Genomic DNA, 13,667 nt, shown 5'->3' on the forward strand with positions numbered 1-13,667 from the left:
CTCACCGCCGAAGTCGGCGCCACCATCGGCAACGGCGAGATCATCGCCGAGATCAAGGACTGAACGTGCGTACCCGTCTCGTCGCCGGCCTCGCCGGCGCCCTGCTCGCCGTGACGCCGGCCGTCGCCTCCGCCGCGGAGTACGTCCACGTCGATCCCGCGCACGACGTCCGCTCGGGGCGCTTCGAAAGCGATGGCAACGGCCGGCTCGACCGGCGCCAGGCGAGCGCCGACATCCGCAAGGTGCACGTCAGCTACACCAGCGACCGGCTCGTCGTCCGGATCAAGACCCGCGCCGCACTCCCCGCCCGGGGCTTCTTCGTCGGCGTCGGCGTGCGCACGCCCGCCGGGCAGTACGACAGCACCTTCATGAAGGCCTTCGGCGGCACCCTCGACGCACTCACCGGGGAGGAGGGCGATGACATCGACTGCGCCGGCTATGGCACCACGATCGACCGCGCCAAGCGCCTGACCACGGTGACCATCCCGAGCACCTGCATCGGCTCGCCCACCTGGGTGAAGGTCGGCGCCGGCGTGGCCACGATCAAGAAGGGCAGGATGTCGGCCGACGACGGCTTGAGCCGCCGGCTCCGCGACGACCTGTCGCGCTCGCCGCGGATCACCCGCGACTGACCGGTTCGATCAAGCAGAACGACGGCCGCCCACCAGGAACGGAGGGCGGTCGTCGTGTCGTACGGCGCGCGCCCGGCCGGTCGCCTTGGCCCGGTAGAGCGCGTGGTCGGCCCGCGCCACGGCCAGCGCGGCGTCGTCGCCGGCCAGCACACCGGCGATCCCGAAGCTGACCGTGGGCATCTCGTCGTCCTTGGCGTAGCGGCGCGCGATGGCGGACGTCAGCTCCTCCGCGCGCCCCTCCAGGATGAGCAGCACGAACTCGTCGCCGCCCAGCCGGCCGAGCAGCCCGCGCCCGCCGACGACCTCGCGGCAGGCATCGGCGAAGCAGGTGAGCGCACGGTCGCCGGCCGCGTGACCGGAGCCGTCGTTGACGTTCTTGAAGCGGTCGAGGTCGGCCAGCACGATGGCGGCCTCCTCGCCGATCCGGCCGCGGTCGAGCTCGCGCTGCGCGGCGCGGTGGAACTCGGCGCGGTTGAGCAGGCCGGTCAGCGCGTCGCGCGTGGCCTGGCGCCGCAGCTCGTCGGTCTGTTGCTCGTGGCTGAGCGCCGACATGCTGAAGGTCGTGACGACGAGCAGCAGCATGATGAGCAGCGTCGTCACCTGGCCACCGAAGTAGCGCACGAAGATGTCGTGCTGCGGCCCCACCGCCACGAAGGCGACGGCGCGGGCCAGGTAGTAGGCGCTGATGATGCCCGACACGACGGTCATCGACCGGACCGCGAACCGGTAGTGCGAGCGCAGCTCCATCGACGCACCGGCCTCCTCCGGCACCCACGCGAGCTCGACGGCCGACCGGCCGATGAGCAGCGCCATCGCGGTGAGGAAGACGGCCCCACCGGCCCAGACGTTGTGGGCGGGGTCGTCGAGCGCGCCCGCGATCAGCACGATCGGCGGGAGGATGCCGAGCTCCCACCACGCGAACGCGCGGGCCCGCAGCGACCGGGCCGCGGCCCACACGCAGGCCGCGCCGAGGACACCCGTCGCGTTGCCGAGCGGATTGGCGACGACCTGCGCGGGCGTGCCGTTGAGCAGGAAGAGCGCCGAGCTGACCACGAAGAAGAGGATCGACAGACACCACCAGCCGCTGTACGTCGAGCGGGTGGAGCGGTAGGTCACGCCGTAGAAGAGCACGAGGACGCACACGGCCACGAGCGCGAAGGCGACACGGAGCGTGACCAGATCCAGCACCCGTCCAGGCTAGTTCGCCAGCCCCCACCCGCGTGAACGCACGGCGCAAAGGTGGCCGACGGAGAGAGGGTCCTGGTCATTTCGGGGCATCCGCGCGACGCACCCCGGGGACCAAGGTCCCGACCGGGTGGGGACGTAGGCTCGCCACCGTGACACAGCTGCGCGACCCGGCCCACCGGGTCAGCCCCCGCGCCCGCCTGATGTGGCACGTCGAGACCGGCATCGCGGCCCTGGCCGTGGCCGCCGGGCTGGGTGTCGCCGCGGTCCTCGCCGCCCCCGACGCGCTGCGCTGGGGACTGCTCGCGCTGGCGATCATCGTCTGCACGGCGGTCGCCGTCGTCGTCCCCCAGTGGCGCTACCGGGTGCACCGCTGGGAGGTCTCGGCGACCGCCGTGTACACCCAGCGCGGGTGGTGGGCGCGCGAGCGCCGGATCGCGCCCATGTCGCGGGTGCAGACCGTCGACTTCGCGCAGGGGCCGCTGGCGCGGCTGTTCGGGCTCGCGACCGTGACCGTGACGACCGCGTCGGCGGCCGGCCCGCTGCAGATCGAGGGACTCGACCGCGACGTCGCGCTCGCCCTCGTCGACGAGCTGACCCGCAAGGCCGACCTGGTCGCGGGCGACGCCACGTGACGCCCACCGAGACCTGGCAGCGCCTCGACCCGAGGATGCTGCTGGTCCACCCGATCAAGGAGGTCGGGCGCTTCCTGCCGGTCCTCATCGGCCTGCTCATCGCGGGCGGCGCGTCCGGCGGCGGACCGTGGGCGCTGCTCGGCGTCGGGCTGCCGGTCGGGCTCGGCGTGGTGCGCTACCTCACCACGACGTACCGGATCCACGACGGCCGGGTCGAGCTGCGCCGCGGCCTGCTCCAGCGGCACACCCTCGCGACGCCGGTCGACCGGGTCCGTGCCGTCGACCTGACCGCCTCCCCGATCCACCGGATCCTCGGCCTGGCCACCGTCGTCATCGGCACCGGCAGCGTCGCCAGCGACGCCGACGAGCGGCTCGAGCTCGACGCGCTGCCCCGCGATGAGGCCGCCCGGCTGCGGGCCGCGCTGCTCCGCACCGGCCAGGCGTACGCCGTCCAGGTGCTCCCCGACGGCACCGCCCTGCCGCCGCCGCCCGCGGTGGAGCAGGTCGTCGCGCGCTTCTCGCCGCGCTGGCTCTGGTACGCGCCGTTCAGCGGCACCGTCCTGGTCGCGGCCGGCGCCATGCTCGGTGTCGCCGGGCAGCTCAGCCAGTCGATCCACGTCCGGATCACCGAGGCCGACCTCGCCGCGATCACCGAGGCGCTGGTCCTCGTCGTCGCGGCCGGCATCGTCGTCCTCGCGATCGTGCTGGCGGTGGGCGGCTACCTCGTCACCAACGGCAACTTCGTGCTGGCCCGGCAGGGCTCGGCGTGGCACGTCCGCCGCGGCCTGCTGACCCACCGCGAGATCAGCATCGACGTCGCCCGTGTCGCCGGCGTCTCGCTCGGCGAGCCCGCGGCACTCCGCGTCGCGCGCGGCCGCCGGGTGCACGCGATCGTCACCGGTCTCGGCGGCGAGCACCACGCCAGCTCGTCGATGCTGCTGCCGCCCGCCCCCCGCGCCATCGGGTACGACGTCGCGTCCGCCGTCCTGGGCGACGCGACCCCGATGTCCGCGCCCCTGCTCCCCCACGGCCGCGCCGCGGTGACCCGTCGCTACACCCGGGCGCTGCTCGGCGCGCTGCCGTTCGTGCTGCTCCCGGTGGCCGGCGTGGTCGCCGGCGGCCCGGTCTGGCTGCTCGTCGTGGCGCTGCTGCCGGTCGGCGTCGCGCTGGCCCTGGCCGTCGATCGGGTCCGCTCGCTCGGGCACGCCTTCGTGGCCGGGCACGTGGTGATGCGCTCGGGCTCGGCACTGCGCAGCCGGGACGCGCTCGCCGCCGGCCACGTGATCGGCTGGAACCAACGCGCCACCTGGTTCCAGCGCCGCGCGGGGCTGGTCAGCCTGGCCGCGACGACGGCCGGCGGCAAGGGCCGCGTCCACGTGCCCGACGTACCGGTCGCCGCGGCGATCGCCCTCGCCGAGGCGGCGACGCCCGGTCTGGTGGGACAGTTCCTGGAGGAGGTCCGATGAGCGACACCGTGAGCGACCAGCCCGACGGCACCTACGCGCCGGTGCCCGACGGCCGCCCCGACCCGGGCGAGGTGGTCTGGGCGTGGGTGCCCTACGAGGACGACCCCACTCGCGGCAAGGACCGGCCGGTCCTCGTGATCGGCACCGCCGTCGGCGCTGACGGGCAGCAGCTCGTCCACTGCCTGGTGATGACCAGCAAGGACCACGACCGCGACGCCGAGCAGGAGGCCGCGGCCGGGCGGTACTGGATGGACGTCGGCTCCGGCGCCTGGGACCCGCGCGGGCGGCCGAGCGAGGTCCGGCTCAACCGGCTGCTCGTGCTCGCTGCGGCCGACGTGCGTCGCGAGGGCGCGGCGATCGCGCCCGAGCTCTATGCCCAGGTGCTCGCCGCGCACGCCCGCTTCAGGAGCTGAAACCGAGGTCGGCGGCCAGGATCGCGAGGTGCCGCTCGAAGAGCGCCTCGGGGTCGCCGAAGGCGTCGGGCCCGTACTGCCCGAACACCTCGAAGCTGATGCACCCGAACAGCGCCGCCCACACCAGCACGCCCGCGACCAGCGCCGAGTCCGGCAGGTCGATGCCGAACTGGGTGCGGACGCCGTCGAAGCTCGCGAGCAGCGCCGGCGAGGCCACCGGCGCCTGGTCCGGTACGACGAGCGCGCCTGCGGCCACCGCGGCCGCCGCGCCCTCGAGCATCATCCGCACCACCCGCGTGCCCGGCTCGGTCGTCCGCTCGGCGGGCGCCTGGTAGCCGGGCACCGGGGCGCCGTAGAGCAGGGCGTAGGTCGCCGGCTCGCGCACCGCCCACGCCCGCACCGCGCGCCCCAGGGTCAAGAAGCGCTCGCGGTGGGCGTCGCCGGGGACGGCGGCCAGCGCCGCGGCCACGGAGTCGGCGAGGTCGTCGTAGCCGTGGACGACGAGGAGCGTGAGCAGCTCGTCGCGGCTCCTCACGTAGCGGTAGACCGCCGACGACACCACGCCCAGGTCGCGGGCGACCGCGCGCAGCGAGAGCGCGGCGGCGCCGTACTCGGCCAGGTGGCGGCGACCGATCCGGGTGATGTCGGCCATCGTCTGCTCGCGGGCGCGCTCGCGGGGGGTGGTCGCCATGGGCGTCATCATGGCACACCGCGAGAGCAAGAGACACAAAAGAGAGCAGTGCTCTGCTTTTCGCGCGGGGAGAGCGCATGCTCCTTGCGAGAGCACTGCTCTCACTTCTCTCCCTCGACCCGAAGGAACCCGCCATGAGCCACCACGTCGTCACCGGAGCCGGCCCCGTCGGCAGCACCATCGCCCTCCAGCTCGCCGACCAGGGCGAGCCGGTCCGCCTGGTCACCCGCTCGGGCAGCGGCCCGGAGCACCCGCTCATCGAGCGCCGGCGCGCCGACGTCGCGCAGCCGGACCAGCTCGCCGCCGTCCTCGAGGGCGCGCACGTCGTCCACCACTGCGTCCACGCCTCGCGCTACGACGCCGCCACCTGGCGCGCCGAGCTGATCCCCGCCGAGCGCGCCCTGCTCGCCGCGGCCGGCGAGGCCGGCGCCGTCGTCGTCTTCCCCGAGAGCCTCTACTCCTACGGCAAGGTCGACGGCCCGATCCACGAGGGCCTGCCCCGCGACGCCACGCACGGCAAGCAGGGCATCCGGACCGAGCTGCTCGCCGCCCGCGCCGACTCCCCCACGCCGACCGTCAGCGTCGCGGCCGCCGACTTCTTCGGCCCGCGCGTGCTCACCTCGCACGCCGGAGAGCGGATGGTGCCGACGATCCTCGCCGGAAGGACCATGCGCGTGGTCGGCAGCCTCGACCAGCCGCACTCGTTCACCTACGTCCCCGACCTGGCCGCCGCGATGATCCGCGCCGCCGCCGATCCGAGCCTGTGGAACGAGGTCCTGCACGCCCCGACCGGGCCGGCGCTCACCCAGCGCGCGCTGATCACCGCCTTCGCCACGGCGGCCGACGTGCCGGCGCCGCGGATGGGCGCGATCCCCGCCGGCCTGCTCCGCGCGATCGGTCTCGTCCACCGCGACACCCGCGAGCTGGCCGAGCTCAGCCACCAGTTCACGGCGCCCTTCGTGCTCGACTCCCGCGCCAGCGAGGAGCGGCTCGGGCTCAAGCCGACGCCCTTCGACGCGGCGATCCGCGAGACGGTCGCCTGGTGGCGCGCCCGGCTCAGCGCATGAGGAAGGACGCGCGCCAGGTCTTGTGGTGGGCCTTGCCGACCATGCCGCTCTCCTCGAGCACCGGCATCACCTTCTCGCCCATCCACGCGATCGTCGCACGGTAGTGCTCGTTGCCGAGCGCCTGCCGCCGGGCCTCGGCCGGGTCGAGCCCGACCGCGGCGTAGACGTCGGGGTGGACCAGCGAGCGCATCGTCACGTAGGCGACCTGGGCGACCAGCGCCTGGTGCCACGCGCGCTGGGCACGACTCAGGCCACGGACGCTCTTGGCGAGCTCGTCGCGGGCGAAGGTGACGTGACGGGCCTCCTCGACGACATGGATCCGGGCCACCATCCGGGTCAGCGGCTGCACGCGCTCGTCGCGCATCAGCTCGCGCTGCCAGCGGTCGACCGGCTCCTCGCCGATGAGGATCGAGGCATAGGCGCTCGGGCCGTGGAGCGCGACCGGACCGAGCCGGCCGATCCGGCGGATGTGCGGCCGCGGCCCGTAGGCCGGCACCCCCATCGCCTCGATCGCCCGCCCGAACATCACCGTGTGCCGGGTCTCGTCGCCGACCTCGGTGAGCGAGAACTGGGTGCGCGCATGGCGCGGGTCGGCGGTGTAGACGTCGCGCAGCAGCACCTGCATCAGCACGATCTCGAACCAGATGCCGACGCTGGCGATGCTGGCCAGCTCGTGCGCGGAGAGCGTGATCCGCTGCTCCTCGCCGAGCCGGCGCCACAGCGGGGTGCCGTAGAGCGACATCCGCTCGGGCTGCATCCACCACAGGCCGGGCACCGGCGGCGCCGACCAGTCGAGGTCGACGTCGGGGTCGTAGGACTGACGGGCCGTCGAGCGCAGCAGGCGGTCGGCGACCGGAGCCGCACCGGGGACATCGACGAGCGTCATGGCTTGGGCCTCCACGAAGAGTTAGGTATTACCGTCGGTAACGTCTAACAGGCTACTCTGGTATCCATGAGCGGCGTCAAGGGAGACGGGCGGACCACCCGCTGGGAGCAGCACCGGGTCGAGCGGCGTGCGGAGTTCGTGCAGGCCGCGGTCCGGGCGATCGACACACTCGGACCCGACGTGTCCATCGCCGACATCGCCGCCGAGGCCGGCGTGAGCAAGCCGGTCCTCTACCGCTACTTCGCCGACAAGGGCGAGCTGCACACCGCCGTCGGCACCTGGGGCGCCGACCTGGTCCTCGAGCGCGTGGTCGCCGCCGTCCTCGCCCCCGCGAGCGCGCGCGACCGGGTGACCGCGGGCGTCACGGCCTACCTCGACACCCTGGCCGAGCACCCCCAGGCCTTCCTCCTGCTCAGCGGCCACCACGCCGGCGGCGACGACCCGCTGGCCCACGGCAAGAACGTCATCGCGGCCAAGCTCGCCCGCCTGCTCGGCGACGCCCTGCGCCGGCTCGGCGGCGACGCCGGCGCGGCCGAGCCCTGGGCGCACGCGGTGGTCGGACTCGGCGCCTCGGTCGGCCAGTGGTGGCTCGAACGGCGCACCCTGTCGCGCGCCGCGGTCGCCACCTATCTCGGCGACTTCATCTGGCACGCGCTCTCCGGCACCCTCGCCGAGCAGGGCGTCACCCTCGCCGAGCTCGACCTGCCCGCCGACGTGGCGCCGCTGCGCGCCCGCGGCCCGAAGGAGAAGTCATGAGCCACGAGCCGCAGGAGGCCTACGACGGCCCCGCCCGCGTGCAGGTCGACGACGCCGAGCACGAGGTCAGCGTCGCCCTGCGCGGTCACTTCCAGCCGCTCGACGGGCACTTCCACTGGTACGGCCGGATCGCCGCGACCGCCGCGCTCGACGCGGTCCGCAGCGGCACCGAGGTCCGGCTCGCGACGCCGTACGGCGAGGCGGCGGGGCGGGTCTCCGACGTCGACCCGTGGGGCCGGTTCCGGGTCGCCGGAACCGGCACGCCGCCCTTCTGAGACCCGTCGGAACCGGCCCGGCTCAGGCAGGCGTGACGATCACGTTGACCGCCTCGAGCGCGGTGTCGGCTGCGGCACGGTAGGCGTGCGGCCGGTCCGCGGCGAAGCGGACGTGGTCGCCCGGCCCGACCGCGACCTCCTGGTCGTCGTACGCGACGACGCCGGCGCCGGACAGCACGATCAGCTGCTCCTCGACGCCCGCGACGTGGGCCGGCGAGGTGCGCGCGGCGCCGGGCGCGAAGCGGAGCAGGTAGACCTCGGTGGTGCGCTCCGGCTCGCGCACCACGCGAACCCGGGTCGCGACCACGCCCTCGTCGCCGATGACGGCGCCGTCGTGGTCGTCGAGCAACGACGCGAGCGGTACGCCGAGCGGGCCCGCCACGGCGTACAGCGTGTCGAGGGTGGGGTTGCGCCGGCCGGTCTCGAGCTCCGACAGGGACCCCTTGCCGATGCCGGCCTCCGCGGCCAAGGCGGACAGGGAGAGGCCGCGCGCCTCGCGCAGCGCACGGATCCGGGCGCCGACGTCTCGCGTCACCGCCGCTCACCCCCTAGAGTGTTCCGTATACAGAACGCCGCGCAGGCCCGACGGAAGGAGGCGGCGTGTCCGAGGAGGGTACCCACGGTCCCGTCGTCGCCGGTGTCGTCACCGGCGTCGTCGGCTTCAGCTGCTCGTTCGTGGTGGTGCTCGCCGGCCTGACCGCGGTCGGCGCGAGCGGCGCGCAGGCGGCGTCCGGCCTGCTCACGCTCTGCGTCACCCAGGCGCTCGGCATGCTGTGGCTGGCGCTGCGCCACCGGATCCCGGTCACCCTCGCCTGGTCGACGCCCGGCGCCGCGCTGCTCGCGACGACCAGCGGCGTCGCCGGCGGCTGGCCGGCCGCAGTCGGCGCCTTCGTCACCACCGGTGTCCTCATCGTGCTCACCGCACTGGTGCCGCGGGTCGGCGACCTGGTCGCCGCGATCCCCCACAGCCTGGCCCGCGCGATGCTGGCCGGCGTCCTGCTCCCCCTGTGCCTGGCGCCGGTGACCGCGCTGGTCGACGCGCCTGCGCAGGTGGCGCCCGTCGTCCTGACCTGGCTGGTGCTGCTGCGCCTGGCCCCGCGCTGGGCCGTGCCCGGCGCGCTCGCCGTCGCGCTCGGCATGGTCGTCGCCACCGCCCACATCGACGCTGCCGCGCTCGCGCCCCAGCTCGCCTGGACGACGCCCACCTGGTCACTGTCCGCGCTGGTCGGCCTGGCCCTCCCCCTGTACGTCGTCACCATGGCCTCGCAGAACGTCCCGGGCGTCGCGGTGATGAGCGGCTTCGGCTACCGCGTCCCGTGGCGCGAGTCGCTGGCCGTGACCGGCATCGGCACCATCGCCGGCGCGCCCACCGGCGGCCACGCGATCAACCTCGCCGCCATCAGCGCCGCCCTCGCCGCCGGCCCGGCCGCCGGGCCGGACCGCGCGCGCCGCTGGATCGCCGCCGTCAGCGCCGCGGTCACCTATCTCGTCCTGGCCGGCGCCAGCACGGCGCTCGCCGCGCTCGTCGTCGCCGCCACCGACGGCGTGATGCAGGCCGCCGCCGGCCTCGCCCTGCTCGGCACCCTCGGCTCCGCGCTCGCGGAGGCGCTCGCCGACCCGGGTGAGCGGGAGGCCGCCGCGGCGACTCTCGTCGTCGCCGCGTCGGGGATCAGTGTGCTCGGGATCGGCGCCGCCTTCTGGGCGCTCGTCGCCGGGCTGCTGCTGCGAACGTTCCTGCGGACCGGGAGGCCCGCCGCGGCGCCGGTCGCCGCTACTGAGCGTGGAACAGCGTCGACCGCAGCCCGAACCTGACCCGGAACTGGTCGCCGGTCAGCGTCGTCGACTTGCCGCCGGTGCCGACGATCTGGACCTTCGTGACCCGGCCGCCGGCCGAGGCGTCGGCGGTGATGACGAGCTTGGTGAACGGCCCGATGCCCGGGAACTGCTGCTCGATCTGGGCCGGGGTCAGCGTGACGGGCGGATTCCACGGCGTCGCCGGGTCGTAGGGGTCCTTCTTGGTCACCAGGTAGGGCTGCGAGCCGGCCGCCATCCAGCCGCCGTTGCTCGAGCTGAACTGCGTGAAGGCGGCCTTGCCCTGGTAGGTCCGGACCACGCCGGCGGTCGCGCGGATCGCGGCGTCCGACTCGGGCAGCTCGGCGGCGACGCCGCGATAGACCTGCGACTGCGTCGTGTCCCAGACGTCGAAGTAGCCGTGGCGCGCGTTGTCACGCTCGAAGATCGCGTAGGTGCGGGCCGCCACCGCCTGCGCCTGCACGGCGGCAGGCATCCAGCGGGCCGGCATCTCGGCGGGCACCACCCCGCGCAGGTAGTTCTCGACGCTCACGATGTTGACGGTGTCGCCGGAGACCGCGCGCAGCTTGCCGCGGTAGAGCGCCGAGCCGCCCGGCACGTAGAGCCGGATGACCCCGCCCTTGAACTCCGCCGCACCCGGGATGTCGCGCACCGCGTGCCAGCCCGTGGTCTTGACCCACAGCCGGGTCTTGGCGCCGGCAGGTGTCAGCTTCCAGCGCTTGGCGCCGCGCTTGCCGAGCTTCCAGGTCTTGCCGGTCGCGACGCTGCGGACCGACAGCCCGCTCTTGTGCTGGACGATCACGTTGCTCGTGGTGTCGGCGGTGACCAGCACCTTGATCGACCCGCCGGCCCGGCCCGAGGCCGTGCCCGGGTAGTAGAAGTCGAGGATCTGGCCGGCATTGAGGCCCTGCTTGGCCGCGCCCTGGGCGCCGTACTGCGACATGCCGTGGGCGTGCCCCCAGCCGCTGCCGACCAGCGTCACCGGGTCCGCGCGGCGCGCGGGCGCCGCGGACGCGGACGGCGCGGCGGCTCCCGACACCAGGCCGACGGCGGTGGTCAGGGCGAGCGCGGCGACGGATCCCGAGAAGAGGCGCATTGCTCGAGACTAACCCGCGGTTGAAGGCTCCACAGCCGCTCGCCATAGGATTTGGCCCATGACCGAGCTCGACAGTACGCAGGCACCGGCACCGACCGCATCGGGTCCCGAGGGGACGCCCGGCGCGGTCGTCGTACCGGACAAGCCCGCGCTCGAGGGGCTCGAGGCGAAGTGGGCCGAGCGGTGGAAGTCCGACGACACCTACGGCTTCGACCGCACCCAGCCGCGTGAGAACGTCTACGCGATCGACACCCCGCCGCCGACCGTCAGCGGCAGCCTGCACGTCGGCCACGTGTTCTCCTACACCCACACCGACCTGATCGCCCGCTTCCAGCGGATGCAGGGCAAGTCCGTCTTCTACCCGATGGGCTGGGACGACAACGGGCTGCCGACCGAGCGGCGCGTCCAGAACTACTTCGGCGTGCGCTGCGACCCGTCGCTGCCCTTCGACCCCGACTTCACTCCCCCGGAGAAGCCGGACCCGAAGCGCCAGATCCCGATCAGCCGCCCCAACTTCATCGCCCTGTGCGAGCGGCTCGTCGAGCAGGACGAGAAGGTCTTCGAGGACCTGTGGCGCACCCTCGGCCTGAGCGTCGACTGGAACACGACGTACACGACGATCGGCACCACCGCCCAGACCGTCAGCCAGCGCGCCTTCCTGCGCAACCTCGCGCGCGGCGAGGCCTACCTGCAGGAGGCGCCGACCCTCTGGGACGTCACCTTCCAGACCGCCGTCGCCCAGGCCGAGCTCGAGGCCCGCGACTACGCCGGCGCCTACCACCGGGTCGCCTTCCACCAGCACGACGGCACGCCCGTCTACATCGAGACCACCCGTCCCGAGCTGATCCCGTCGGTCGTCGCGCTGATCGCCCACCCCGACGACGAGCGCTACCAGCCGCTCTTCGGTACGACGGTCACCTCGCCGGTCTTCGGGGTCGAGATCCCGGTCCTGGCCCACCACGCCGCCGAGAAGGACAAGGGCGCGGGCATCGCCATGTGCTGCACCTTCGGCGACCTCACCGACGTCCAGTGGTGGCGCGAGCTGCAGCTGCCGGTCCGCACCGTCATCGGCCGCGACGGCCGGCTCACCCGCGAGACGCCCGAGTGGCTGGCGAGCGAGACCGCGTCGGCGGCCTACGAGGACCTCAAGGGCAAGACCGTCCACTCCGCACGCGAGGCGATCGTCGCCAAGCTCAAGGAGACCGGCGACCTCGACGGCGACCCCAAGCCCACCCAGCGGATGGCGAACTTCTACGAGAAGGGCGACAAGCCGCTCGAGATCGTCTCCACCCGCCAGTGGTACATCCGCAACGGCGGACGCGACGCCGGCATCCGCGACCAGATGCTGGCCCGCGGCGCCGAGATCGAGTGGCTGCCGCCGCACATGAAGCACCGCTTCGACAACTGGGTCGGCGGCCTCAACGGCGACTGGCTGATCTCGCGCCAGCGCTTCTTCGGCATCCCGTTCCCGGTCTGGTACCCACTCGACGCCGAGGGCGAGCCCGACTACTCGCGCCTGCTGCTGCCCACCGAGGCACAGCTGCCGGTCGACCCGTCGACCCAGGCCCCGGCCGGCTACAGCGAGGAGCAGCGCGGCAAGCCCGGCGGCTTCGTCGGCGACCCCGACGTGATGGACACCTGGGCGACGTCCTCCCTCACCCCGCACATCGCGGGCGGCTGGGAGTCCGACCCCGACCTGTGGTCGCGCGTCTTCCCGATGGACCTGTGCACCCACGCCCACGACATCATCCGCACCTGGCTCTTCGGCCGCGTCGTCCGCGCCCACTTCGAGAACCACGCCGCGCCGTGGTCGCACGCGATGATCTCCGGCTTCATCGTCGACCCCGACCGCAAGAAGATGTCGAAGTCCAAGGGCAATGTCGTGGTCCCCAACGAGATCCTCGACAAGTACGGCGCCGACGCCGTCCGCTGGCGCGCCGCCATCGCCCGTCCCGGCCTCGACTCCCCCTTCGACGAGACCCAGATGAAGGTCGGCCGCCGGCTGGCCATGAAGGTCCTCAACGCCTCGAAGTTCGTCCTCGGCAGCGTCGGCGCGACCACCTTCAGTGCCGCCGCCGTCAGCCAGCCGGTCGACACCGCCCTGCTCGGCCGCCTCGCCGGCGTCGTCAGCCGCGCCACCGAGGCGTTCGAGGCCTACGACTACACCACCGCGCTCGAGGTCACCGAGAAGTTCTTCTGGGAGTTCTGCGACGACTACCTCGAGCTGGTCAAGGAGCGCGCGTACGCCGACCAGGGCGACGCCTCCGTCTCCGCCAAGGCCACGCTCGCCTTCGCGCTGCAGGTCCAGCTCCGCCTGCTCGCGCCCTTCCTGCCGTACGTGACCGAGGAGGTCTGGTCGTGGTGGCAGGAGGGCTCGGTCCATCGCGCCTCGTGGCCCGCCACCACCGAGCTCGGCTCGGCCGCCGCCTCCGACGGCTCGGTCATCGACGCCGTCGCCGCCGCCCTCGGTGGCATCCGCGGCGCCAAGTCGCAGGCCAAGGTCAACATGCGCACGCCGCTGGCCCGGGTCGAGATCACCGGCCCGGAGAAGGCGGTCAAGGCCGCCGAGTCGGCCGCCGCCGACCTGGTCGCCGCCGGCCGGATCACCGGCGACCTGGTGTTCACCGTCGTCGCCGACGCGACCGAGCTGAGCGTCACCGCCGAGATCGCCGAGCAGCCCGAGGGCTGACGGAGGGCTGACGGAGGGCTGACGGGTGATCGGCGTCGATCGCAGGAACCAGGTTCACGCGATC

General features: G+C 73.7%; 14 protein-coding genes. 9 read left to right on the plus strand and 5 right to left on the minus strand.

Going from position 1 to position 13,667, the window contains the following annotated elements; genetic code table 11:
- Positions 1 to 65 precede the first annotated feature (65 nt).
- Positions 66 to 632 carry a hypothetical protein gene (locus tag AB4880_RS09055; RefSeq protein ID WP_367918893.1) on the plus strand — a complete coding sequence of 189 codons (567 nt, stop codon included), beginning with the start codon at positions 66 to 68 and terminating at the stop codon, positions 630 to 632.
- Positions 633 to 641: 9 nt separating this feature from the next.
- Here the strand turns inward: AB4880_RS09055 and AB4880_RS09060 are convergent, their stop codons facing one another.
- Positions 642 to 1,820, minus strand: coding sequence for a GGDEF domain-containing protein (locus AB4880_RS09060; RefSeq protein ID WP_367918894.1), 1,179 nt, complete (start codon positions 1,818 to 1,820; stop codon positions 642 to 644).
- A gap of 149 nt (positions 1,821 to 1,969) precedes the next feature.
- Here AB4880_RS09060 and AB4880_RS09065 point away from each other — a divergent pair, with 149 nt between their 5' ends.
- Genes AB4880_RS09065 through AB4880_RS09075 form a run of 3 tightly spaced genes read left to right on the plus strand, consistent with a single transcriptional unit; the run spans position 1,970 to position 4,331 of the window.
- Positions 1,970 to 2,452, plus strand: coding sequence for a PH domain-containing protein (locus AB4880_RS09065; protein WP_367918895.1), 483 nt, complete (start codon positions 1,970 to 1,972; stop codon positions 2,450 to 2,452).
- Entirely contained in the window at positions 2,449 to 3,918 is a 1,470-nt protein-coding gene (locus tag AB4880_RS09070; protein WP_367918896.1) for a PH domain-containing protein, read from the plus strand. Before AB4880_RS09065 ends, AB4880_RS09070 begins: the two co-directional genes overlap by 4 nt.
- Positions 3,915 to 4,331 (plus strand): type II toxin-antitoxin system PemK/MazF family toxin, encoded by a 417-nt coding sequence (locus AB4880_RS09075; RefSeq protein ID WP_367918897.1) that lies wholly within the window; start codon positions 3,915 to 3,917, stop codon positions 4,329 to 4,331. Before AB4880_RS09070 ends, AB4880_RS09075 begins: the two co-directional genes overlap by 4 nt.
- On the opposite strand, the gene AB4880_RS09080 is transcribed toward AB4880_RS09075, so the two are convergent.
- Positions 4,321 to 5,022: a TetR/AcrR family transcriptional regulator gene (locus tag AB4880_RS09080; protein ID WP_367918898.1), complete on the minus strand. Its 702-nt coding sequence runs from the start codon at positions 5,020 to 5,022 to the stop codon at positions 4,321 to 4,323. The two genes, AB4880_RS09075 and AB4880_RS09080, sit on opposite strands and share 11 nt — an antisense overlap.
- 134 nt (positions 5,023 to 5,156) lie before the next feature.
- Between AB4880_RS09080 and AB4880_RS09085 the strand changes: the two genes are divergently transcribed.
- A complete protein-coding gene (locus tag AB4880_RS09085; protein ID WP_367918899.1) occupies positions 5,157 to 6,089 on the plus strand; it encodes an NAD-dependent epimerase/dehydratase family protein in 933 nt (310 codons plus the stop codon).
- On the opposite strand, the gene AB4880_RS09090 is transcribed toward AB4880_RS09085, so the two are convergent.
- Positions 6,079 to 6,975, minus strand: coding sequence for an AurF N-oxygenase family protein (locus tag AB4880_RS09090; RefSeq protein ID WP_367918900.1), 897 nt, complete (start codon positions 6,973 to 6,975; stop codon positions 6,079 to 6,081). The two genes, AB4880_RS09085 and AB4880_RS09090, sit on opposite strands and share 11 nt — an antisense overlap.
- A gap of 66 nt (positions 6,976 to 7,041) precedes the next feature.
- On the opposite strand from AB4880_RS09090, the gene AB4880_RS09095 reads away from it, so the two are divergent.
- Together AB4880_RS09095 and AB4880_RS09100 are read left to right on the plus strand one after the other, a co-directional pair.
- The gene (locus AB4880_RS09095) at positions 7,042 to 7,731 is read left to right on the plus strand and encodes a TetR/AcrR family transcriptional regulator (RefSeq protein WP_367918901.1); all 690 of its coding nucleotides are present in this window, start codon (positions 7,042 to 7,044) and stop codon (positions 7,729 to 7,731) included.
- Positions 7,728 to 8,006 carry a DUF4873 domain-containing protein gene (locus tag AB4880_RS09100; RefSeq protein WP_367918902.1) on the plus strand — a complete coding sequence of 93 codons (279 nt, stop codon included), beginning with the start codon at positions 7,728 to 7,730 and terminating at the stop codon, positions 8,004 to 8,006. Before AB4880_RS09095 ends, AB4880_RS09100 begins: the two co-directional genes overlap by 4 nt.
- A gap of 22 nt (positions 8,007 to 8,028) precedes the next feature.
- Here the strand turns inward: AB4880_RS09100 and AB4880_RS09105 are convergent, their stop codons facing one another.
- Positions 8,029 to 8,541 carry a helix-turn-helix domain-containing protein gene (locus AB4880_RS09105; RefSeq protein ID WP_367918903.1) on the minus strand — a complete coding sequence of 171 codons (513 nt, stop codon included), beginning with the start codon at positions 8,539 to 8,541 and terminating at the stop codon, positions 8,029 to 8,031.
- Positions 8,542 to 8,606: 65 nt separating this feature from the next.
- On the opposite strand from AB4880_RS09105, the gene AB4880_RS09110 reads away from it, so the two are divergent.
- On the plus strand, positions 8,607 to 9,818 hold the full coding sequence (locus AB4880_RS09110) for a benzoate/H(+) symporter BenE family transporter (protein ID WP_367918904.1): 1,212 nt from the start codon (positions 8,607 to 8,609) through the stop codon (positions 9,816 to 9,818).
- On the opposite strand, the gene AB4880_RS09115 is transcribed toward AB4880_RS09110, so the two are convergent.
- Positions 9,778 to 10,914, minus strand: a complete 1,137-nt coding sequence (locus AB4880_RS09115) for a SpoIID/LytB domain-containing protein (RefSeq protein ID WP_367918905.1) — start codon at positions 10,912 to 10,914, stop codon at positions 9,778 to 9,780. The two genes, AB4880_RS09110 and AB4880_RS09115, sit on opposite strands and share 41 nt — an antisense overlap.
- 58 nt (positions 10,915 to 10,972) lie before the next feature.
- Here AB4880_RS09115 and valS point away from each other — a divergent pair, with 58 nt between their 5' ends.
- Positions 10,973 to 13,603 (plus strand): valine--tRNA ligase, encoded by a 2,631-nt coding sequence (gene valS / locus AB4880_RS09120; RefSeq protein ID WP_367918906.1) that lies wholly within the window; start codon positions 10,973 to 10,975, stop codon positions 13,601 to 13,603.
- Positions 13,604 to 13,667: the final 64 nt, after the last annotated feature.

The organism is Nocardioides ginsengisoli, from assembly GCF_039537225.1.
GTDB classification, from domain to species: Bacteria; Actinomycetota; Actinomycetes; order Propionibacteriales; family Nocardioidaceae; genus Nocardioides; species Nocardioides ginsengisoli.

What these genes read in the sequence shown, in the direction of transcription:
- AB4880_RS09075 (WP_367918897.1), top strand. Translation starts at nt 3,915, where the DNA reads ATGAGCGACACCGTGAGCGACCAGCCCGACGGCACCTACGCGCCGGTG.
- AB4880_RS09080 (WP_367918898.1), bottom strand. Translation starts at nt 5,022, where the DNA reads ATGGCGACCACCCCCCGCGAGCGCGCCCGCGAGCAGACGATGGCCGAC.
- AB4880_RS09085 (WP_367918899.1), top strand. Translation starts at nt 5,157, where the DNA reads ATGAGCCACCACGTCGTCACCGGAGCCGGCCCCGTCGGCAGCACCATC.
- AB4880_RS09090 (WP_367918900.1), bottom strand. Translation starts at nt 6,975, where the DNA reads ATGACGCTCGTCGATGTCCCCGGTGCGGCTCCGGTCGCCGACCGCCTG.
- AB4880_RS09095 (WP_367918901.1), top strand. Translation starts at nt 7,042, where the DNA reads ATGAGCGGCGTCAAGGGAGACGGGCGGACCACCCGCTGGGAGCAGCAC.
- AB4880_RS09100 (WP_367918902.1), top strand. Translation starts at nt 7,728, where the DNA reads ATGAGCCACGAGCCGCAGGAGGCCTACGACGGCCCCGCCCGCGTGCAG.
- AB4880_RS09115 (WP_367918905.1), bottom strand. Translation starts at nt 10,914, where the DNA reads ATGCGCCTCTTCTCGGGATCCGTCGCCGCGCTCGCCCTGACCACCGCC.
- valS (WP_367918906.1), top strand. Translation starts at nt 10,973, where the DNA reads ATGACCGAGCTCGACAGTACGCAGGCACCGGCACCGACCGCATCGGGT.